General features: G+C 43.8%; 17 protein-coding genes. 6 read left to right on the forward strand and 11 right to left on the reverse strand.

Annotated elements, in window-relative coordinates:
- From H1A14_RS03850 to H1A14_RS03860, 3 genes are all read left to right on the forward strand, one after another.
- Positions 1–981, forward strand: coding sequence for an isopenicillin N synthase family dioxygenase (locus H1A14_RS03850; protein WP_194774909.1), 981 nt, complete (start codon positions 1–3; stop codon positions 979–981).
- Between the two features lie 42 nt (positions 982–1,023).
- Entirely contained in the window at positions 1,024–2,226 is a 1,203-nt protein-coding gene (gene chrA / locus H1A14_RS03855) for a chromate efflux transporter (protein WP_194774910.1), read from the forward strand.
- Between the two features lie 305 nt (positions 2,227–2,531).
- On the forward strand, positions 2,532–3,512 hold the full coding sequence (locus H1A14_RS03860; RefSeq protein WP_194774911.1) for an SDR family oxidoreductase: 981 nt from the start codon (positions 2,532–2,534) through the stop codon (positions 3,510–3,512).
- Between the two features lie 30 nt (positions 3,513–3,542).
- Here H1A14_RS03860 and H1A14_RS03865 read toward each other — a convergent pair whose 3' ends face one another.
- The 7 genes from H1A14_RS03865 to H1A14_RS03895 all read right to left on the reverse strand — a co-directional run bounded on the left by H1A14_RS03865 (position 3,543) and on the right by H1A14_RS03895 (position 9,939).
- Positions 3,543–4,412: a lysylphosphatidylglycerol synthase transmembrane domain-containing protein gene (locus H1A14_RS03865; RefSeq protein ID WP_194774912.1), complete on the reverse strand. Its 870-nt coding sequence runs from the start codon at positions 4,410–4,412 to the stop codon at positions 3,543–3,545.
- Positions 4,402–5,346 (reverse strand): glycosyltransferase family 2 protein, encoded by a 945-nt coding sequence (locus H1A14_RS03870; protein ID WP_194774913.1) that lies wholly within the window; start codon positions 5,344–5,346, stop codon positions 4,402–4,404. The genes H1A14_RS03865 and H1A14_RS03870 overlap by 11 nt, the downstream gene beginning before the upstream one ends.
- A 78-nt stretch (positions 5,347–5,424) precedes the next feature.
- Positions 5,425–6,936 carry an ArnT family glycosyltransferase gene (locus tag H1A14_RS03875; protein ID WP_194774914.1) on the reverse strand — a complete coding sequence of 504 codons (1,512 nt, stop codon included), beginning with the start codon at positions 6,934–6,936 and terminating at the stop codon, positions 5,425–5,427.
- A gap of 163 nt (positions 6,937–7,099) precedes the next feature.
- Positions 7,100–7,402 carry a ribosome hibernation-promoting factor, HPF/YfiA family gene (hpf, locus tag H1A14_RS03880; RefSeq protein ID WP_194774915.1) on the reverse strand — a complete coding sequence of 101 codons (303 nt, stop codon included), beginning with the start codon at positions 7,400–7,402 and terminating at the stop codon, positions 7,100–7,102.
- 28 nt (positions 7,403–7,430) lie between these two features.
- The gene (locus H1A14_RS03885; protein ID WP_194774916.1) at positions 7,431–8,315 is read right to left on the reverse strand and encodes a tyrosine-type recombinase/integrase; all 885 of its coding nucleotides are present in this window, start codon (positions 8,313–8,315) and stop codon (positions 7,431–7,433) included.
- 142 nt (positions 8,316–8,457) lie between these two features.
- Positions 8,458–8,652: a 30S ribosomal protein S21 gene (rpsU, locus tag H1A14_RS03890; protein ID WP_194774917.1), complete on the reverse strand. Its 195-nt coding sequence runs from the start codon at positions 8,650–8,652 to the stop codon at positions 8,458–8,460.
- 147 nt (positions 8,653–8,799) lie between these two features.
- Positions 8,800–9,939 (reverse strand): acyl-CoA dehydrogenase family protein, encoded by a 1,140-nt coding sequence (locus H1A14_RS03895; RefSeq protein ID WP_194775511.1) that lies wholly within the window; start codon positions 9,937–9,939, stop codon positions 8,800–8,802.
- Between the two features lie 327 nt (positions 9,940–10,266).
- On the opposite strand from H1A14_RS03895, the gene galE reads away from it, so the two are divergent.
- Complete coding sequence (galE, locus tag H1A14_RS03900) at positions 10,267–11,286, forward strand: UDP-glucose 4-epimerase GalE (RefSeq protein WP_194774918.1); 1,020 nt, start codon at positions 10,267–10,269, stop codon at positions 11,284–11,286.
- A gap of 6 nt (positions 11,287–11,292) precedes the next feature.
- Here galE and H1A14_RS03905 read toward each other — a convergent pair whose 3' ends face one another.
- The 4 genes from H1A14_RS03905 to cysS form a co-directional block, all read right to left on the reverse strand.
- A complete protein-coding gene (locus tag H1A14_RS03905; RefSeq protein WP_194774919.1) occupies positions 11,293–12,453 on the reverse strand; it encodes a galactokinase in 1,161 nt (386 codons plus the stop codon).
- A gap of 124 nt (positions 12,454–12,577) precedes the next feature.
- Positions 12,578–13,600 (reverse strand): LacI family DNA-binding transcriptional regulator, encoded by a 1,023-nt coding sequence (locus tag H1A14_RS03910; RefSeq protein ID WP_194774920.1) that lies wholly within the window; start codon positions 13,598–13,600, stop codon positions 12,578–12,580.
- A 2-nt stretch (positions 13,601–13,602) separates the two neighbouring features.
- The gene (locus H1A14_RS03915) at positions 13,603–14,586 is read right to left on the reverse strand and encodes a M28 family peptidase (RefSeq protein WP_194774921.1); all 984 of its coding nucleotides are present in this window, start codon (positions 14,584–14,586) and stop codon (positions 13,603–13,605) included.
- Positions 14,576–16,069, reverse strand: coding sequence for a cysteine--tRNA ligase (gene cysS, locus H1A14_RS03920; RefSeq protein WP_194774922.1), 1,494 nt, complete (start codon positions 16,067–16,069; stop codon positions 14,576–14,578). The genes H1A14_RS03915 and cysS overlap by 11 nt, the downstream gene beginning before the upstream one ends.
- Before the next feature lie 244 nt (positions 16,070–16,313).
- Here cysS and rho point away from each other — a divergent pair, with 244 nt between their 5' ends.
- A complete protein-coding gene (gene rho, locus H1A14_RS03925; RefSeq protein ID WP_194774923.1) occupies positions 16,314–18,101 on the forward strand; it encodes a transcription termination factor Rho in 1,788 nt (595 codons plus the stop codon).
- Between the two features lie 253 nt (positions 18,102–18,354).
- On the forward strand, positions 18,355–20,748 hold the full coding sequence (locus tag H1A14_RS03930; RefSeq protein WP_194774924.1) for a glycine-rich domain-containing protein: 2,394 nt from the start codon (positions 18,355–18,357) through the stop codon (positions 20,746–20,748).
- The last annotated feature ends 462 nt before the right edge of the window (positions 20,749–21,210 follow it).

A 21,210-nucleotide genomic window follows, 5' to 3' on the forward strand; every position in this document is an offset into this window, starting at 1 on the left:
ATGAGTGATATCCTATACGATGAAATACCCTCTCTTGATCTGGCAGATTTTATGTCGGGAGACAGTCAAAAAAAAGCTGCTTTTGTAAAAAAACTTGGCGATGCATATCAAAACATTGGTTTTGTGGCCATCAAGAACCATGGGCTTGACAAAACCCTCCAAGATCAGCTCTATGCGGGCATCAAAAAATTCTTTAGTCTGCCTGATGAGATCAAATCCAAATATGAAAAACCTGAGATCGGTTACCAAAGGGGCTATACAGGCAAAGGGAAGGAACATGCCAAGGGAAGGAATACCGGTGACCTGAAAGAATTTTACCATGTAGGGCAGGAACTTGCCGGTATCCCTAACGATGATCCCATCAAAAAAGAATATCCCGAAAATATCTGGCCTGAAGAATTGCCCGAATTCAAAGCCATTTCCAACGAAGCCTACAAAACTTTGGAAACAGCTGGTCAAAATATGTTAAGGGCCATCGCCCTCTATCTGGAGTTACCGGAAAATTACTTTGATGATAAAGTAAGATATGGAAACTCGATCCTACGACAAATTCACTACTTCCCCATAGAAAATCCCGATGCGGTCCCCGCTGATGCCGTAAGGGCGGCAGAACATGGAGACATTAACCTGATCACGCTGCTGATGGGGGCGAGTGCAGATGGGCTTCAGGTGCTTCGAAGAGATGGAAAATGGATTCCCATTACCGCCCTTCCCGATCAACTCGTAGTCAATGTAGGTGACATGCTGGAGCGCCTGACCAACAAAAACCTAAAGTCAACCATACATCGTGTCGTCAATCCACCCAGAGAGATGATGCATACGAGTCGTTTTTCTATTCCTTTTTTCATGCATCCAAGGTCTGACATGGATCTTACCTGCCTGGAAAGTTGCGTTTCAGCTGAGCAACCCAAGCAGTTTTCTGATATGACTGCAGGTGAATTTCTGGAAGAGCGACTAAGAGAACTTGGGTTAAAAAAATGAAACATTTGTTGAAAAAACAGCTGAAAGCATGATAGCAAACAAATGTCTGTACGGAGGGTAAGGTACTATCTATATCTTAAAGATGTCCTTTTGCTTTCAGTAACAGCATTTGGGGGCCCACAGGCGTTTTTGGCCATGGTACTGGACCTGATGGTCAAAAAAAGGGGCTATATCAACGAAAAAGAACTCTGGGAACTCCATGCGCTTTGCCAGATATTGCCAGGACCTACTTCCACCCAAACCATTTCTGCCATAGGATTCCGTATTGGCGGACCGACTTTGGCGTATCTTTCCCTCTTTGTATGGGTATTGCCGGCTACGGTATTGATGACTTCAGCAGCCTTTTTGATTGATTTTCTCCAAGAGAATACGCCAGGTGCGCTGAATTTTGCCAAGTTTATCCAACCCATGGCCATTGGCTTTATCATCTATGCCGCTCAGAAAACCATCAGGAAAATGGTTCAGACGCCAGAAGCCATGGTTTTGATGCTATTTGCGGCATTTGTCGCCTTTTTCTACAATTCTCCCTACATCTTTCCGGTGATGTTGGTCATTGGGGGGCTGAGTACCTCGATCAAATACAAGAATCAACCAAAAGTAGAAGAGGAAAAGCCATTAAAAATCAAATGGGCCAACTTTTACCTCTGGGCAGGCGTTTTGGTTTTCGCTGCCGGGCTGGGCGCCGTAACCCAAAGCCAATCCGTGATTTTGTTTGAGAACTTTTATCGGAATGGCAGCTTGATTTTTGGCGGAGGTCAGGTGCTGATTCCTTACCTGTACACAGAGTTTGTGGAATTTAAGCAATACCTGAGTTCGGAAGAATTTCTGACTGGATATGCCATCGCACAGGGCATACCCGGCCCCACTTTCAGTATCAGTTCCTATATCGGTGCCCTCTCAATGCGGGAATTCGGATTGGGGGGTATTCTTATGGGAGGGCTTATTGCCGCTGCCGGAATATTTTTGCCTGGCACCTTTCTGATTTTCTTTGTCATCCGGTTTTGGGATCAGCTCAAAAAATACCGGCCGGTGCGGGCAGCTTTAGAAGGCATCAATGCAGTCAGCTGCGGGATGTTATTGGCAGCTGCCTATCTGCTCTTCGAACCCATGGAAGCCAATTTTTTTAACATTACTGCCATCATAGGCACTTACTTTTTACTGCAGTTCTCCAAGTTGTCCTCTCCATTGATCATTGCCATTGGTATTGTAGCCGGTGTTTTGTACAATGCCCTGTTTTTGATGTAGATAGATTTCGTTTGGTCTGAAAACTTTTTTTCAAATTACTTTAACCCTTTCTTCAAGGCAAAAGATGTAAGATTTGTAAGCGGTGAAGAAGTATGTGGTGGTTTGTTTGGAGACTTATACCCTTCTGGACAGATTTCAACTTTACACCACCACCTTCACTTATGTCTTCATCCCTTGGTCTAACAAAACTGCCCCCATTGGAAACCGACCTCTTTAACATGATTTATTCCCTTATTTTTTCCCTAAATCCCCATTAAATTTTGTATTTTTAATTTCCTCTGAATTTCCACCTCAATCTCACCGTTGTGAAAATACTTGTTGTAGGTGCTACCGGACAATTGGGTTATACGCTGGTAGACAAGCTCAAAGATGGACCACACCAGGTTTTTGCCATGCACCGAAGGTCCTCTCACATTGCTCCCTTGCAGCAATGGCCTCAGGTAGAATTAAGGCAAGCAGACCTCACCCAACCGGAAACCCTTATCAAAGCAGTAAAGGGAATGGATGCAGTCATTTGCACAGCCAACTCGGCATGCCCAACCCAAAAGGAGGATGATATCCAAAAAACCGATATAGATGGGGTCATTTCCTTGATCAGGGCATCAGAAGAAGCGGGCATCAAACAATTTATTTACACATCTGCCATATATTTTGGGGACGCCGATGATAAGATCCCGATCAGCAGGGCCAAAAGGATAATCGAAAAGACCTTGGCTTCCTCATCCCTAGATTACACCATTTTGCGGCCGGGAACCTTTATGGAAGTCTACCTGCCCTATTTGGGTACCGACCTGCCACTGAAAGGAAGCCAGGTATCCACCGTCTATCGCCCCTTCAAATTCTCCAACAATTTTTTCAAAGGCATACAGCATGACATAGCAGAAAAAGGCAGAATCAATATCATTGGAAAAGGACTGGCAAAAGCCTCTTACATCTCTGTACAAGATGTGGCGGAATTTCACATCAAAGCTTTGGGTCGAAAATCAGCTTTTCGGAAGACCTATACCATTGGCGGTCCAGAGCCCTTGAGTGCTTTGGATCTCAAAGGAATTTTTGAGGAACTTTATGGAAAACCCCTAAAAATCAAATCTTCCCCTCCCATCCTTATTAAACTGATCGCTAAGGTCATGTCATTCTCCAATCCTGCCGCCAGTAACATCATGTATCTCAATTATTATTCGGCCATGGCGGATCACGTGGTTCCCCATGCTTTGGAAACCGCGGAGTCATTTGGGGTAAAGCTGACTTCGGTTAAGGAATTCCTTGAAGAAAAAAAGGTAGCTTAAATTCAAATACTTTATTTGCTCTCTTTTAATTCAATATTTGTTTTCCATCCCCTTCAAATCCACAAAAGCCCCACAAAGAGAAACAGCTGCAGAAATCAAAAAGAACAACAAACTGAAAGCCACCGCAGCATTTTTGTCAATACCCATCAAATCATGACTGAGAACAAATACCAGTTCTCTCGCCCCCACGCCTCCGATGGTCAAGGGCAAGACAGAAACCAAGGAAGAAACCAAAAACACAAACTGATAACTGAGAACCAGCTCAGTGATACCAATGGAAAGCATGATAAAATAGGCCGTTACCAATTGGGCCAATTGACCGGCGAGAGAATACAAGCCACTCCTCCAGAAACTACTTATAAAACTTGGAAAAAACCACTTTATACTCCACCAAAACACACATGGAAGTGCTACCAACAGCAAACCAACCGCTATGCTAACCCACGATTCCGCCAGCCAGGGAATGGCTATTTCCACCCAAAAAAAGAAGATAAAAATCAAAAATAGGATGGCTACCAAGCCACTGATGCGATCCAACAGAATGGCCGCCAATATTTTTTTGAGGGGCTTTTGAAAAGCTTTATTAACCCAATAAGCCTTGTATCCATCTCCTCCTATCCCCCCAGGCAGAAAAAGGTTGTAAAACATGCCCACCCAGTAGAGTTTGAAATTTTGAACTTCAGGCATTTGGATGTCAATGTCTCTGAAGTAGGAGTTGAGCCGCAGCGCAGTAAAAACTTTGCTCAACACAAAAAACAGTATGGCCAAAATCATCCAAGTTGGATTAAGGGATTTGATTACTCCCCAAGTTTCTTGCAGGTCTATGTTCCGAAAAACAACGTATAGCGCCAACCCAGTAAGGGAAAGCTTGAGGATCAGTTTGATAGATTTACGTTTCACCCTGGTAGATGGCTTTAATCTTGTAGGTTTTCTTGTCCTGAGACTCAAAGTAAGTTCTGACGATGATTTCGGCAATGATGCCCGTGGTGATCAGCTGCACCCCAGCCAGTAAAAAGATAAAGCCCAACAACAAAATAGGTCGTCCCCAAATGTCCTCTCCCCTCAGCTTTTCCACTAAAAGGTATAGGTTGATCAAGACACCGACCAAAAGAGACAACAGCCCAAGAGTTCCAAAAAGATGGATTGGCCGTTGCAGGTATTTCTGAAAAAACAACATGAGAATCAAGTCTGCCATTACCTTGAATGTGCGGCTCAACCCATACTTGGATGTGCCGTGGATCCTGGGATGGTGCTTTACATCCACCTCCGTCATTCTAGCGCCCTCTTGCTTGGCAAGCACAGGAATAAAGCGATGCAGCTCGCCATAGAGACCCATGTTTTGGGCTATCTGGGATTTATACACCCTCAGGCTGCAGCCATAATCCTTGAGGTACACTTTGGTACTATGGCGGATGACCCAATTGGCAATTTTGCTGGGTATTTTTCTTAAGACAAAGCCGTCTTTTCTGTTTGCCCGACGTCCGGCTACCACGTCCCAGTCTTCCGTTTCTGCTTTGTGCAGCATCATGGGTAAATCGGTCGGATCATTTTGAAGATCGCCGTCCATGGTGGCGATGTATTCTCCGATGGCCATGTCTATGCCCGCAGCCAATGCGGTAGTCTGCCCATAATTCCGGTTAAAAATGATCAGTTTAGTTCGCGTATTGGCATATTTTTGAACTTCCTTCACCGTTCCATCCGTGGAGCCATCCTCTATCAGGATTACTTCATAATCAATTTCCTTAAGTGCCTCATAGGTTGCTTCCAGTAGGGGCTGAATGTTTTCTTCTTCATTATAAATGGTGATTACAACAGAAAGCTTCGGTCGGCTCATAGGGACAAATTTGATCAAAAATACACTTTATTCACAGATGCCCCAAATTTGTCATCAAGGCCTGAAACAGAGCCGATTTCAATAGGCATTGGTTACTATCTCCTCTATACCGGTTAGATTTTCCAAAACCTGAATACGGATCATGCGTACAGTATCCCCCCGATACATCCCAAACACCCTCTCCTCTTGAACTACCCGCTCAAATCCTTGGATCACCCTTTCATCTGTTTCCGGATGATAGGTGACATAAATGCCATAATAATCCCTGTTTTCAAACTGCTCTATGCCAGGCCATAAGTCAAACTGGTTCATTCTCCTTCCCAGATTGATACAAAAAGTTTGGGGATTTCCTTCCGCGTAAAAAGCCATTTCGGAGGAAAGATGATAGCTGTCGCTGAAAATAAAATTTTTATCCAAATCCAATTCCAAGCGGATGCTGTCCAAAGCCTTTCCAGCTTCACGGAATCCGGCCATTCTTGCCAAAGGATCATTCTTGGGTTTGAATATTTTCTTGAAACCCAAGGCATCCAAAGGCTGTGGCAACATGATCAGCATCAACAACAAGCCAGAAATGAAAGTGGCAAAAACCCGATACCTTTTCCATCCTACCGATTGTGGATAGATGACCCAAGCCATCAGGATGGGGAGGCCTACATAGGCAAATGCAGGCCAATTGACTTCTACTCTTTTGAAAATGGCGATCCCTAAAAACAGCAGCCAGACCAATACCGCAGGAAAAAGCAAAAAAGCGAGTTTTTCATCTTGGCTACGCATGAGCTTCTTGAAACCCATCCAAAGAAAAGGAAGGAAAAACGCTGAAATAATGGCCAACTGTCCCCCTATATATTCGCCAAGGTATTTGAGGGAATTGCTGAAATGAAAGGGTTGCTTTTCTCCTTCTACACCACCAAGTGTGCCTACATGCCTGAAAGTGACAAAATCATTTTGAAAATTCCAGAGAAAGATGGGGATCAGGGAAAGGGCTGCCACCCCTGCAAAAAGGTAAAAATCTTTTTTTAGCAGTTTTTTGGGCCGAAATATTAGCAAATGTAAAAAGAAGATGGGCAGAATCAGGATCATGATGTTTTTGGACAACATACCCAAAGCGGTAGTCACTCCCGCCAAAATCCACCAACTCAACCCGTCCTCCTCAATGGCTCTCCAGCCGAAATATAAAGTTGCCGTCCAGAAGAAAATAAGAGAGGAATCCGTGGTATGGAAGAAAGACGCAAGATGAAAAAAAGGCATGACCAAGAGCATAACCGTTGCCCATAACGCTGACTTTTGGTTTTTGAACATATACAGGCTGAGTTCAAATACTACCCATGATGCAGCTGCTGTAAAGAAAACCGCATTGATTCTTACCCCGATTTCCGTATCTCCAAATAAGGACGTACTGATATAATTATACACAGCAATCATCAAAGGTTTGGAATAATAGTTCCAGTCCAGGTTTTTGGACCAAAGCCAATACTGTGTCTCCTCACTAAAAAGACTCAAAGGAGTCACAGCAGTAAATAAAAGCTTCAAAAAGGAGGTGAGCAACAGGATTAAGCCGAGGTAGAGCCTATAGCGGTTGGATATGGACATGGAGGGTTTCGAAAAAAAGAAGGAAAGGACTTTTTAATAAAGAAAGCAGTAAATTTTATTTCCGGTTACAAATATCGTATAGATGCCCATCAGGTCAAAAAAAATTGCCTTCTCTTTCGGGAAGGCAATAGATTCTCATGGTTTTCGAATCTTAAAGGGTGTTTTATTTGACCAAAACAACTTTTTCTTTGAACTTCTTGATCTGTCTGCGCAGGCCTTCAATGGATTCGTCGGCGGCCGCCTCAAAGGATCCATTTTGATTTTTGGCAAAAATCTGTCTTCCGGGTAAATTTAGCTTGATCTCAACAATCTTGTTATCATTCTTTTCATGTTTGTCTAACCTCATAAAAACTTCTCCGTCAATCACGCGATCATAATAGGTGTCCAGCTTGTCTGCTTTCCTTTGGATAAAATCGATTAACTTCTGATCAGCATCGAAATGGATGGAATGCATTTGTAACTTCATAACTTTACGGTTTAAAATTTAACTTATATTACGCTTTCGGATGTGCCTGTTCAAACACAGCCTTCAATTTTTCCATGGAATTGTGGGTGTATACTTGGGTGGCAGCAAGACTAGCATGCCCTAGCAGGTCTTTGACCGCATTGAGGTCGGCCCCTTTATTCAACAAATGGGTGGCGAAAGTGTGTCTCAGCAAATGTGGACTTCGCTTGGATGTTTGCGCAAAAAGATCTAAATATTTCCTCACTATCCGGTATATTTTCATTGGATACGCCTGCTCTCTATTGATTCTAACGATAAAATAATCATTCTGGTCTACAACTGAAAATGTTTCTTCAAATACTTTCTGATACGAAATAATATTTTTTTTCAGCCCGTTGGTGATAGGAATTATTCTTTGCTTCTTGCGCTTCCCCAGTACTTTCACCTCGGATGTGTAGAGGTCCAAATCCTTCCATTTTAGGTTGAGCAATTCCGAAAGCCTGACGCCAGTCAGATAAAGAAACTCCATGACCATTTTGTCCCGCTGCCCTTCAAAATCCTGGGTATAAACAAATTCATCCAAAATTTTTTCAATGGCTTCCTCCTGAACAAATTCCGGTAACTTCTTAGGTGTTTTCAAGACCCGAATTTTGAAAGTAGGGTCTTTTTTGATTGTTCCGGAACGCAGCAGAAATTTATAAAAAGACCTTAGGGTGGCTATTTTCCGGTTCACCGAACTGTTGCCCAAGCCTTGCTCCACCAAATCAACAATCCAAGCCCTGATTTCCCCATATGCTGCTTCTGAAATATCCTCCAAACCAAAGGAATCCTTGCAAAACAACTGAAATTGCTCTAGATCTTTCTGATAAGCCAACACCGTATGCGGACTGGCACGCTTCTCAAATTCTAAATAATGGATAAAAGAAAAAAGCATAAAACTTGGCCTTTGGGGATTGGTGGGTAGATAGGTCCTTTTGAATTGGAAGATAAAAAATTAGCTCCTCAAATGCTAGCAAAAAGAAAAACACATCCCCCTAAAGGCGGATGTGTTCCATATGTTTGAATAAAGAAATAGCTTAATTCATTTCTTCAGTCTGCATTCTCTGCTTGTAGGCAGCACGAATGACCTGATGTCTTCTGCGAACAGAGGGCTTTACAAAATGTTGTCTTTCTCTCAATTCACGGATGGCTCCGGTTTTGTCAAACTTTTTCTTGAAACGCTTAAGCGCCTTCTCGATAGATTCGTTTTCTTTGATATTTACTACGATCATAATTTTATACACCTCCTTTCGCGGTTGCAAATGTAAAAAGAATATATTTCAAATAAAAGGACTGAGGCCAAAACTCAAAATCCATACCGCCAAACGTTCAACTGACAAGCAAATTCCAATGTTTAAAAAAGCTCCTTTATTTATTGATTACTTCAATACCTCTCTGGAAATCACTAGTTTTTGGATCTCTGATGTTCCTTCGCCAATAGTACAGAGTTTGGCATCACGGTAATACTTTTCTACCGGATAATCCTTGGTAAACCCATATCCCCCGAATATCTGCACAGCCTCATTGGCATTTCGGACAGCTACTTCAGAGGCGTAGTACTTGGCCTTTGCACTGGCCAAAGTGACTTTGACACCCCTGTTTTTCAAATCAGCAGCTTTGAATGTTAGCAATCGAGCTGCTTCTGTTTCTGTAGCCATATCGGCCAATTTAAAAGCAATTCCCTGAAAGCGGTTGATGGGTTGATTAAATTGCTGCCTTTCTTTGGAATAAGCCAAAGACGCGTCCAATGCCCCTTCCGCAATACCCAAAGAAAGCGCAGCTATGGAAATCCTACCCCCATCCAGTATTTTCATGGATTGGATAAAACCTTCACCTACTTCTCCCAAAACCTGACTTTCATGTACCCTACAATCCTCAAAGATCATTTCGGCAGTTTCCGAACAGCGCATGCCCAATTTATCCTCTTTTCTGCCACCTCTAAATCCGGCAGTACCTTTTTCTATCACAAAAGCGGTCATCCCATGGGAATCTCCCACCTCTCCTGTCCTTGCGATTACTACAGCCACATCACCTGATACTCCATGAGTAATGAAATTTTTTGCCCCATTGATCACATAATGATCTCCGTCTTTGATGGCCACCGTGCGCATGTTTCCTGCATCCGAACCGGTATTGGGCTCGGTAAGTCCCCAAGCGCCGAGCATTTCGCATGTAGCCAGCTTGGGGAGGTATTTTTGCTTTTGTTCCTCGGAACCAAACATCATGATATGCCCTGTGCACAAAGAATTGTGGGCAGCCATAGATAGCCCTACACCGGGATCCAGTTTTGATAATTCAACTATGGCCGTGACATACTCAAGATAGCCAAAGCCGGAACCTCCATATTCGGTAGGGACCAAAACCCCCATCAGGCCTAGTTCTCCAAGCTTTTTAAACAATTCCAAGGGAAAAAATTGTTTTTCATCCCATTCATTCCGATATGGGGTAATCTCCTTCGCACCAAAATCCCGAATCATTTGGGCGATCATTTCCTGGTTTTCATTGAGTTCAAAACTCATCATAACTTTGATTTTTATATTTTGGGTTTACTTCTTGGTTATAAAGATATTAACATTTCCACAGACTTTAGGTTTCATCCTTCCTGATTCCTTTTGATGGCAATAAAAATCAATTAATTTTGCAAGGTGCTATTTTGCTGATTTGGAAAAATAAAGAGCAAGCTATGCGTTGGATATTGAAAACTTTCCCTTGCACTATGGTGCTAAGACCAAATCAATCGGATTTGAAAAATGGCTAAAAGTTTTTGAAAAAATCCTTATTTTATTTTGTGTGCGTAGATTATTCTACAATCTTTAATTTAATTTTAACCTGTTTCTACTTTTATTATGACAAAAATTCTGATAACCGGCGGTGCGGGATACATTGGCACCCACACGGCCATTGCATTGGTCAATGCAGGTTACGAACCCATCATAATTGATGATTTTTCCAATTCCTCCAAATCTGTGCTCATTGGCCTGGAAAAAATCCTGGGCCAATCCGTAAAATTTTATGAGGGAGACTGCAATGACAATCAATTGATGGATCGGGTTTTTTCGGAAAACGCTTTGACAGGGGCCATACATTTTGCAGCCAGCAAAGCCGTGGGAGAAAGCACCCAAAAGCCCCTAAAATATTACAAAAACAACCTAAACTCCCTTTTGGTCCTACTGGAAGTCATGCAAAAACATGGCGTCAAGGACCTGGTTTTTTCCTCCTCTTGTACGGTGTATGGGCAGCCGGATGAACTTCCCGTGCAGGAAGACACCCCAAGAAAGCAAGCTGAAAGCCCCTATGGGAATACAAAAATTATCTGTGAGGATATCCTTAGGGATTTAGTCAAAAGTGGGGCCAAAAACCGAATCGTATCTCTGCGTTATTTTAACCCGATCGGTGCGCATCCCACCGGCTTGATCGGAGAGCTTCCCATAGGGGTGCCGGCCAATTTGGTCCCATTCGTAACCCAAACCGCAGTAGGAATCCGCGAAAAACTTTTGGTTTTCGGAGACGATTATAATACCCCGGATGGGAGTTGTATCCGGGATTACATCCATGTGATGGATTTGGCGGACGCCCATGTCAAAGCGCTGGAATACCTTCATAACAAACCTGACACTTATTTAGACCTGTTTAATGTAGGCACGGGAAAAGGCAATTCGGTGTTGGAGGTTATACAGACTTTTGAGAAAGTAAGTGGGAAAAGCCTGAATTATGAAATTGTGGCCAGAAGGCCAGGGGACATAGAAAAGGTATGGGCGAATACTGAAAAAATAGAAAAATTGCTGGGATGGAAGGCAAAACTTGATCTGGAAGATGGGCTAAGGGACAGTTGGAACTGGCAGCTCAAATTATCAGAACAAAGTTAGTATTACCTAGGGTAAACAAAGGCCAGTCCCATCCATAAGCTCTACTTCATAGAATTCCGGTTGGTGGCCAAATTGATCCTCAAAAGCTTTGGCGACCGCAGATTTAAAACCGGTCACGGCAGCCCTTTCTATGATGTTGATGGTGCAGCCACCAAAGCCCCCACCCATCATTCTGCTCCCCAAAACTGATTTGTTTTCTTTGGTGAAATCAACCAGAAAGTCGAGTTCTGGACAGCTGACTTCATACTCTTCGCTAAGCCCTTGATGTGAAGCATACATTTTTTGCCCAAAACCCTTCAAATCACCCTTCTCCAAAAGCTGACAAGCATCCAAGACCCGTTGGTTTTCATGGAGTACGTATTGGCAACGGCGAAAAGCCTTTAAACTGATCTGGGCTTTGACGGATTCCAGTACCTCAAGATTGGCATCTCTTAAAGATTTGATCTCCGGATGCAGCTGCTGCATGGCTATCAATCCTTCCTGGCATTCCAGTTGCCTTTCATTGTAGGCCGAACTGGCCAATGAATGCTTGACGAGGGTATTGACCAATAACAATTGTTGATCTCCCAAATCAACAGGAAAATAGGTGGATTCCAGGCTCCGGCAGTCAAGCAAGATGGCATGGTCCTTTTTTCCCATGACGGAGGCATATTGGTCCATGATGCCACACTTGACCCCTGCAAATTGGTGCTCAGCCTTTTGAGCCATCCGTACCAAATCCAATCTGCGGATAGACAAACCGAAAAGCTGGGCAATGGCAAAACCGGCAGAACACTCCAACGCAGCAGAAGATGAGAGCCCGGAACCTACCGGTATATCCCCACCAAAAACCAGATCAAACCCTTCCACCAGGTGGCCTGCCTGTTGAAACTGAGCCACCACCCCCATGATATACGTAGCCCAATGGTTGGGTTTTGGGGCAAAGGCCTCAAGCGAAAATTTAAAATTTTCTTCGTAATCCAAAGCATGCAACCTTGCCACCTTCAGGTCATTGGCAGCTATGGCCACGATGATTTTTTTATCAATGGCTGCTGGTAGCACAAATCCCTCGTGGTAATCTGTATGCTCTCCGATCAAATTGATCCGGCCTGGGGAATAAACCAACAGGGGTTCCGTCTCAAAAAGTGCTATAAATTTCTGCTTAATGTGCTTTTCTAATTCTGCCAACGGATCTCTGGGGACCTCCGGTCCTTTAAATTTAAAATCAGCTATTTATTAACTTAACAATAAAGGTAAAAATCAAGGGAGATAAAAAGAAAAAAGCCTGATAACGATTGCAATGGAATGCCATTTACTTCGCCTTCACTGAAGAACGACGGATCACCAGGGTGGTATCCAGCACAAAGGATTGGGGATCTGTGCTAACAAGGCCTTCCAGTTGATCCAAAAGGTGATTGGCGGCAAGCTTTCCGATTTGATAGGCTGGTTGGGAGACAGTGGTAAGCGAAGGCTCCACCACTTCGGAGGTGGGATTGTTGGTAAATCCCGCCAAAGCGATTTCTTCCGGAATTTTGACGCCGTTTTCTTTCAACACCATCATCACATCCACCGCCAAAGGATCGATCATGGCAAATATGGCATCAGGTCTATCGGCTCTTTCTATCAGGCTTTTGGCAATTTTTTTATTGCACTCCGTGGTCAGATCACTAACCAAAATCAATTCAGGCTTGATGGGCAAACCAAAATCTTCTAATGCTTTTAAGTAACCTTCCTTCCTTTTTTTACTAATGTATAAATCCTCCGGACCAGAAATAAAGGCAATGTTCCTGGCTCCTTGATCCAACAGGTGTTGGGTCAAATTATAGGCCCCGTTGCTGTCATTGACCGTTACTTTGGAAACAGGTATTTCCTCACTTACCCGGTCAAAAAGCACGAAGGGGATCTCCTGCTCATAAAGCTCGAAAAAGTGTTCATAACTTCTGGTCTCACGGGATAGGGAGATCAAAAGCCCATCCACTCTACTTCCCACAAGGGTGCGGATGTTCATTTTTTCCTGTTCATAGGATTCATTGGACTGGCAGATCATCACATTGTAGCCCCGTTTGATCGCTGTATCATAAATCCCGCTGATATTGGAAGCGAAAAAGTGGGATGTCAACTCAGGCACCACAATGCCAAGGGTCCGGGTTTTGTTGTTGCGCAGGCTTTGGGCTACCAGGTTGGGCTGATAATTCATTTCCTTGGCCATCGCCACGATTTTCTTGCGGGTATCAGGGTGTATTTCGGGTGAATCCCTTAGGGCTCTGGAAACGGTCGATACGGAGACTTTCAGTCTTTTTGCAATGTGCGTGATGGTAACCTGGCCTTTCTTCATTTTTATTCCTGGTAAATGGTAAATAAAACCGTTTCCCCGACAGCCTTGAGTGTCCTTTTATCTATCATGTCCATGTTGTCCGCATGGGTATGGTGATAATGTCCAAACCCGTAATCGGGTGAAAATTCAATGATGTTGATCATGGGGATGCCGGCATTTTTGTTGACAAACAAATGGTCATCCACCAATTCAGCAGTCTCTCTCATCTGGAAGAAGTCACTGTGACCCAACTCATGTCCATAATTCCACACCTTGTTGACGATGTTTTTTGCATAGCGAACTGAATAGCCTTCTTTGTAGAACCTGGCTCCCCGGCCCCCTACCATGTCCACCAAGATCCCAAAATACGCAGAATATCCTCTTTCGTGGAGATTGGTGGACCAATACTGCGAACCCAGGCACCACCAATATTCCCTGGCCCGGTTTCGGGTGTCTTGGTGTTCTGGCTCTCCATCATCCTCTCCATCAAAGAAGATGAAGTCAATGCCCACATCCGGCTTTGGGTTTTCATAAGCAAGCACCCTGGCAATTTCCAAGAGCACTCCTACCCCGCTACCGCCATCATTGGCACCTTCGATGGGTTCGTGTAGTCTTTCAGAATCCTTATCGGCTATTCTCCTGCTGTCCCAATGGGCAGCAAGGAGAATTCTTTTTTTGGCATCCGGCTTATAAGAAGCGATGATATTGGTCAGGTCCCACAATTGACCATCATAGGTTTTTTCAGAAAACTCCTGTGTTTGAACTTCTAATTTATACCCTTTAAGCTTTTCAATGAGCCAGTTTTTGGTGGCCTCATGACCTGCTGTGTTGGGCACCCGGGGTCCGAAATCCACTTGTTTTTGGATAAAAGCATAAGCCGAATCCGCATTGAAGGCGGGAACGTCTTTGTAATCAATGGGAACTGCAGTTTCCTCTGCCCTTTCTCTTCCGCCACAAGCATACAGAAATGTCCCTAAAATCAGGCATAACCAAATTCTATTCCTCATATGCCCAATCAATTTTATCTTTCATGTCCTTTACTGCAACGCCGATGGTTTTGAGATCATTACGGATTTCATCGACTTTATGGTAATTTTTGGCCAGCTTGGCTTCGGCATACACTTTAAGCAACATGTCAAGCAAAGCTTTTTGATGGCTTTGCGGCTCTTCCACCAAGCCAAGTATTTCCTCCACAAAAAGAACAAATACAGCTATAAGTTCCCTAAATACCTTTTCTCCAAACAAGGCCGGCTTCAATTGGCCTGTATATAGGCTGTTGATTTTCTTCAACATGTTGAAAAGGTGTCCGATGGCCTGAGCTGAATTGAAATCATCATTCATGGACCGGTAAGCCTGTTCAATGCTATGGTTGACCTGCTCCACCTGCTTTTCGTCAATCCCGTATCCATCCTCATGGGTGTAGGTCAGCATTTTGGCTATCCTAAGGCCATTGATCAGTTTGATATATCCTTTCTGTGCGGCCCTCAAGGCTTCATTGGAAAAATCCAAGGTAGACCTGTAATGGGCTGTAAGGATAAAATACCGAATGGTCATGGGGCTGTAAGCCTGTTCCAAGAGTGGGTGGGTCCCGCTGAAAAGCTCCTGTAAGGTAATGAAATTCCCCAAGGATTTCCCCATTTTCTGCCCGTTGATGGTGATCATGTTGTTGTGCATCCAATATTTGGCAGGATCATGGTGAAAGTAGGCATTGTTTTGTGCGATCTCACATTCATGGTGGGGAAACATCAAATCCATCCCACCACCGTGGATGTCAAATTGATGGCCTAAATATTTGGTGCTCATGGCTGTACATTCCAGATGCCAGCCAGGGAAACCCATTCCCCAAGGCGATTCCCATTGCATCAGGTGCTCGGGAGAAGCTTTTTTCCAGAGGGCAAAATCCAATGGATTCCTTTTTTCCGACTGACCGTCCAAGGTTCTGCTGCCACTCATCAGCTCTTCCAATACCCTTCCGGATAACTTGCCGTATTTGTATGTTTCATTGTATTTCAAAACGTCAAAGTAGACGCTTCCATTGACTTCATAAGCAAACCCTTCTTTGAGAATGCCATCTACCAAGGCAATTTGTTCGGGGATATGGCCGGTGGCACGGGGTTCGATGTTTGGCTTGATGGTATTTAGGGCCAACATGTCCCGATGGTAGGAATCGGTATATTGTTGGGCAATTTCCATCGGCTCCAGTTGTTCCAGCTTGGCTTTTTTGGCAATTTTGTCCTCTCCTTCATCCGCATCGCCCTGCAAGTGGCCTACATCTGTCACATTTCTGACAAAGCGTACCTTGTAACCCAGATGGGTAAGGTAGCGATTCAGCGTATCAAAAACCACCGCAGGCCGGGCATGACCCAAATGGGCATCTCCATAGACGGTTGGCCCACAGACGTAAAGTCCGACAAAAGGTGGGCTGATTGGCTCAAAAACCTCTTTTTCTTTGGTAAGCGTATTGTATATCCTGATTTCTTGTGCTTGCATCCCACAAATTTATTAAAAGGAGTTAGATTTCATGTCGATTGGAACGTTAAAAAAGAAATGTGAGTAAAACAAACAAAAAACCCTTCTTATTTGCGTATTTAATTCAGTTGTGGTAATATTGCGTTGTCACAGTGTTCGAAAATCCCGGTCCCGAGGATTTTACCATATTCTGAAGACCTTTTTATATCAATCATTCAATAATCATCTTCATTAATCACATCTTATTACTTTCATTACGTTTTTTATGTATAACATAGAAGAATTACGAATCAGACTTCTCTCTGAGCTCAAAGAGATTGCTGAGGAATTGGGCGTAAAAAACCACAAATCTCTCAAAAAAGATGATTTGGTCTATGCCATTTTAGATCAACAGGCCATCACCCCAGAAAAAGCCCTCCCTAAAAAGAAGCCCACCAAGACAGAGGAGGAACCCACCCCAGAAGCAGTCGAGCAAGAGGCCCCAAAGGCCAAAGCCAACAAGGAAGAGGAAGCCGAAAGCAAGCCCAAGTTCAGAAGGCAGAATGTCACTGAACTTCCCAAAGAGGAAAAAATCCCCGAGGAAAAAAAAGAGGAAAGCCCCAAAGCCAAAGAATCGCCCAAAGCCCCCAACCACAAAGAACACCAAAAGTCCCCCCACAAAAGAGAAGACAGACCTGAAAGGAAAGAACAACCTTCTGCGGAGGACAAAAAGGCAGCTGCTGCCGCAGAAGAAGAGCGACAGCGGAGTTTTAGGCCTCGACGCCGTGCCGTGGTGGTAGAGGAAGAAGCTGCCGCCGCCTCAATCAACAAAGACCAGGAAAAAGAGGTAGACCTCCCGCGCAGAAAAAACATCAAAGATCCTGAAGAGGCTTTTATTCCGACAGGAGAAACGGTGGTACACCACCACAAAAAGAAAAACTATGTGAGCGTCAAAGAGTTTGACGGGATCATTGAAAACGAAGGGGTATTGGAAATCATGTCGGATGGCTATGGTTTTCTACGCTCTTTGGACTACAATTACCTCGCTTCACCGGATGATATTTATGTGTCTCCTTCACAAATCAAACTTTTTGGCCTGAAAACAGGTGACCATGTGCAGGGAACCATCCGACCACCTAAGGAGGGAGAAAAATACTTTGCCTTGCTGAAGGTCAATTTTGTCAATGGAAAGACAACCGAAGAAATCAGAGACAGGATTCCATTTGAATACCTGACCCCACTTTTCCCGGAAGAAAGACTCAACCTGACCACCAAGGCAGACAATTATTCTACCCGAATCGTGGATCTTTTTGCACCAATCGGAAAAGGACAGCGGGGCATGATCGTCGCCCAACCTAAGACCGGTAAAACAGTCCTTTTGCAAAAAATAGCCAACGCCATTGCAGAAAACCATCCTGAAGTTCACCTGATGATCCTTTTGATTGACGAAAGACCGGAAGAGGTGACCGAAATGGCCCGATCTGTCAAAGGAGAGGTGATTTCTTCTACCTTTGATGAGCAGGCAGAAAGGCATGTGAAAGTGGCTTCCCTCGTGTTGGAGAAAGCCAAAAGAATGGTAGAATGCGGGCATGATGTGGTGATCCTCCTGGATTCCATCACCCGATTGGCCAGGGCATACAATACCGTGGTGCCATCTTCCGGTAAGATCCTTTCCGGGGGTGTGGATGCCAATGCCCTGCACAAGCCCAAGCGCTTTTTCGGTGCTGCCCGTAATGTAGAAAACGGAGGTTCCCTGACCATCATCGCAACCGCACTCGTAGAGACCGGCTCAAAAATGGACGAGGTGATCTTTGAAGAATTCAAAGGTACCGGTAACATGGAGCTGTCCTTGGACAGAAAGCTGTCCAACCGAAGGATTTACCCTGCCATCGATGTACCGGGTTCCGGCACACGAAGGGAAGACCTGTTGATGGACAAGGAAGAAATGCAGCGGGTATGGATCCTGCGCAAGCTGATGTCCGACATGACTTCACAGGAAGCCATGGAGTTCTTGCTGCAAAGGATGAAAGGCACCCGGGACAATTCCGAGTTCCTGATCAGCATGAACGGATAATCCGTAAATCATTGATCATCAAAACCCCGGCAGCTTTCTTAGAAACTGTCGGGGTTTTGTGTTTTCAAGGCATTTTTCACTGAAGGTCATAGTTAGCTGCCCTTTTCAAACCACTTTTTTTAACCATGAAAATCAGATCCCTAGTTTTGAAAATTTTTTAAGAAAATCATGTTTATTTTAAGAAAAATAGAATTATTTTCGGGCTGAATTACAGTTAGATAGGATTTACACACTTGACGATGATTAACTTTTTATGAAGCGCTTTTATCAGTTAATTTTTGTAACTGTTTTCCTTACACTATTTTCTCAATATTCAGAAAGCCAAACTTTTACCTCCAATCAGAATGGGAATTGGAGTACGGCTGGAATCTGGACCAGAACCAATCCATTTGGATGTGCTGTTTTAAGAAATGCTCCGCCCGCTACTAGCGATTATGCTGCCAATTGTAGGGTAGATGTTGTGGTTAACCATGAGGTTGTTTTTGATAGCAACAATGAATTCGGAGGTGGGTATTTTGGAACTTTAAACATCAATGGGCCAAATGGAAATTTGATATTCCAGCAAAATCTAACTTTCAATACTTCAGGTTCCAGCCTTCCCGCTCCAAATAATGTGATAATCAATGTGAACAATGGTGGCCAAATCAATGCCCCAAATGGAACCATATTTGTCGATAGAGGTGGGGTTATTAATATAACTGGAAACAGTACAGTCACAGTAAGAGATTTGATTCTCAATTCAAACAATGCCACGATTAATGTGGCACCGGGATCTCAATTGATTGTACTAGGAACCACCACTATCAACAGCACAACGGTACTTAATGTGGAAGGACAATTTCGAACAAATATTTTGACCTTCAATTCAGGGGGAAACTTGAATGCACTAGGTAATTCCCAAATTAGAATTCAGGGAAACTTGAATCTTTCCAACGGAAGTTTTAATCTCAGGGAAGACACCGATGTAAGGATTGGTGGTAACATCAATATGAGTGGTGGTGGAGCTTTTGATGTCCGAGGTAACAGCTATCTGCAAGCATCAGGAAACTTAAATGTTAACAGCAATAATCCTGTATTTATCACTAATGAAGCCAACTTCATTGTAGATGGAAATAGAAATGGATTTTTTGGTAACCTTTTGACTCAGGAAAATGGATGTTATCAATCGGCAAATGATGGGAGTACTTGTACAAGAACATCTGGTGATCCATGCTCTCTTACCAGTACCATAGAAGATGGAGCAGTCGTAATCATCACCTATTTCTGTAATGGAAGCTGGTCTCCTCCTGAAAACTTGACAGAATACCAGGTGTTGGTAGTAGGTGGAGGAGGTGGAGGAGGCAGAACCAATTCAGGAAACGCCAATAAAGCAGGTGGCGGAGGTGGTGGAGGTGCCGTTCTAGGACAAACCTTTTCTATACCAGCTCCTGGCATACCTATGGGATCAAATTATGCAATAACAGTAGGAAATGGAGGAACTGGTGGAGCAACTACCACAGCCTTAAAAAATGGACAGCCAAGTACCTTTAATAATGGCGTAATTCTTATTACTGCTGGAGGAGGCGGTGGCGGTGGTCGCTCTAATGCCAGAAATGGATTACCAGGTTCCAATAATAGTTCTGGTGGTGGAGCAGGTGCACAAACTACAGGAGACACCGGAGATGGTGGGCCTGGAAATGGAAATGGAACAAACGGTGGCAGCAGCTTTTCATCCGGTAACTCTAATAGGCAATGGGGTGGCGGAGGCGGTGGAGCCGGAGGTATAGGAGAATCAGTAACCAATTCAAATGCTTCAGGTGGAATTGGCGGTATCGGCCTTCTTTCGAACATCAATGGAATCCCTCAACGATTTGGTGCAGGAGGTGGAGGCGGAGCTCCTAGTTCTTCTAACTATGGTGCTGGAGGAAATGGTGGAGGAGGTTCTGGAGGAGATGCAAATACACCTGCTTCACCGGGACTTTCCGGAACTGGTGGAGGTGGTGGAGGCGCTGGAGGTAATAATAGGGCTGGAGGAAATGGAGGATCAGGTGTTGTAATCATCAGATATGAAATAGCTCGCATCCTCCCTGTAGAATTCCTCTATCTCAATGCCAAATACCAACCTGAATCAAGATCTTCCAAGGTAACCTGGTCGACGTCGAAAGAATGGGAAAACAGCCATTTTGAGGTGGAGCGGTCTGTGGATGGCATCAAATCTTTTGCAAAGATCGGACAGGTGGCGGGTGCCGGCTGGTCGGACGAAATCTCTGAATACCTATTTGAAGACAGGCAATTGCCCTTGGTGGGAGGCAAGCTATATTACCGGATCAAACAGGTGGATTTCAACGGCAGTCACAGCTACAGCCGAACCATGATGATTACGGTTCCCAAGCTTGAATTTGCAAAAGGCGTATGGCGACCCTATCCCAATCCAACTACAGGGGATCAGTTTCAGATCAGTCTGCTGGATGCCCAAGAATACAAAAACGAACCCCTACAGATCAGGATGATCGCCAATTTGGCTTCTACCCCATACCATGCCGCCCAGAACGAACAGGAACTTAGCCAATTGGCCTCCGAATTTCTGAAAAAAGCCTCGAAAGGACTGGTTATCCTGGAAATCCGCTGGGGCAATAAGGTGGAGCATCTCAAGGTGATGAAAAAGTAAGTGATGAAATTGGCCCCATTTTTACGATTATGGAGTGGGTTAAGCACCTGATTTTTTATCTTTTTTAAAATATTCATCATTTTTCTTTTAGCATTTTTTACCCTCGTTAAATCATTATGATTTATCCGAATATAAAATTAGACCCTCATTCAAATTTATTTAGTCGTATAAATCATCAAAATAAAGCTATTTTAATTTCTTGATTATCCCATATTGATCCATTGGGTGTTTTTGGTGGTTTCCAAAAAGTTGGATGCTATTGAATTATTTTCTAAATTCGGGATGTGAATTACAATTTTTAGTATTTAAAAGACAAAATTTTAGTTTTCTGCTTCAAATTCACCTGATATGAAAAGAATTTTAATTTTATCTATATTTTTTACAGCCTTTGGCATGGCTACGGGTTTTGGGCAAAGTGCTGACAGACCAGATTTGAGAGAGAATTGTAATACTTGTCAAGGT

Origin of the sequence: Pararhodonellum marinum (assembly GCF_015354735.1) — a bacterium.
Classification (GTDB): Bacteria; Bacteroidota; Bacteroidia; order Cytophagales; family Cyclobacteriaceae; genus Pararhodonellum; species Pararhodonellum marinum.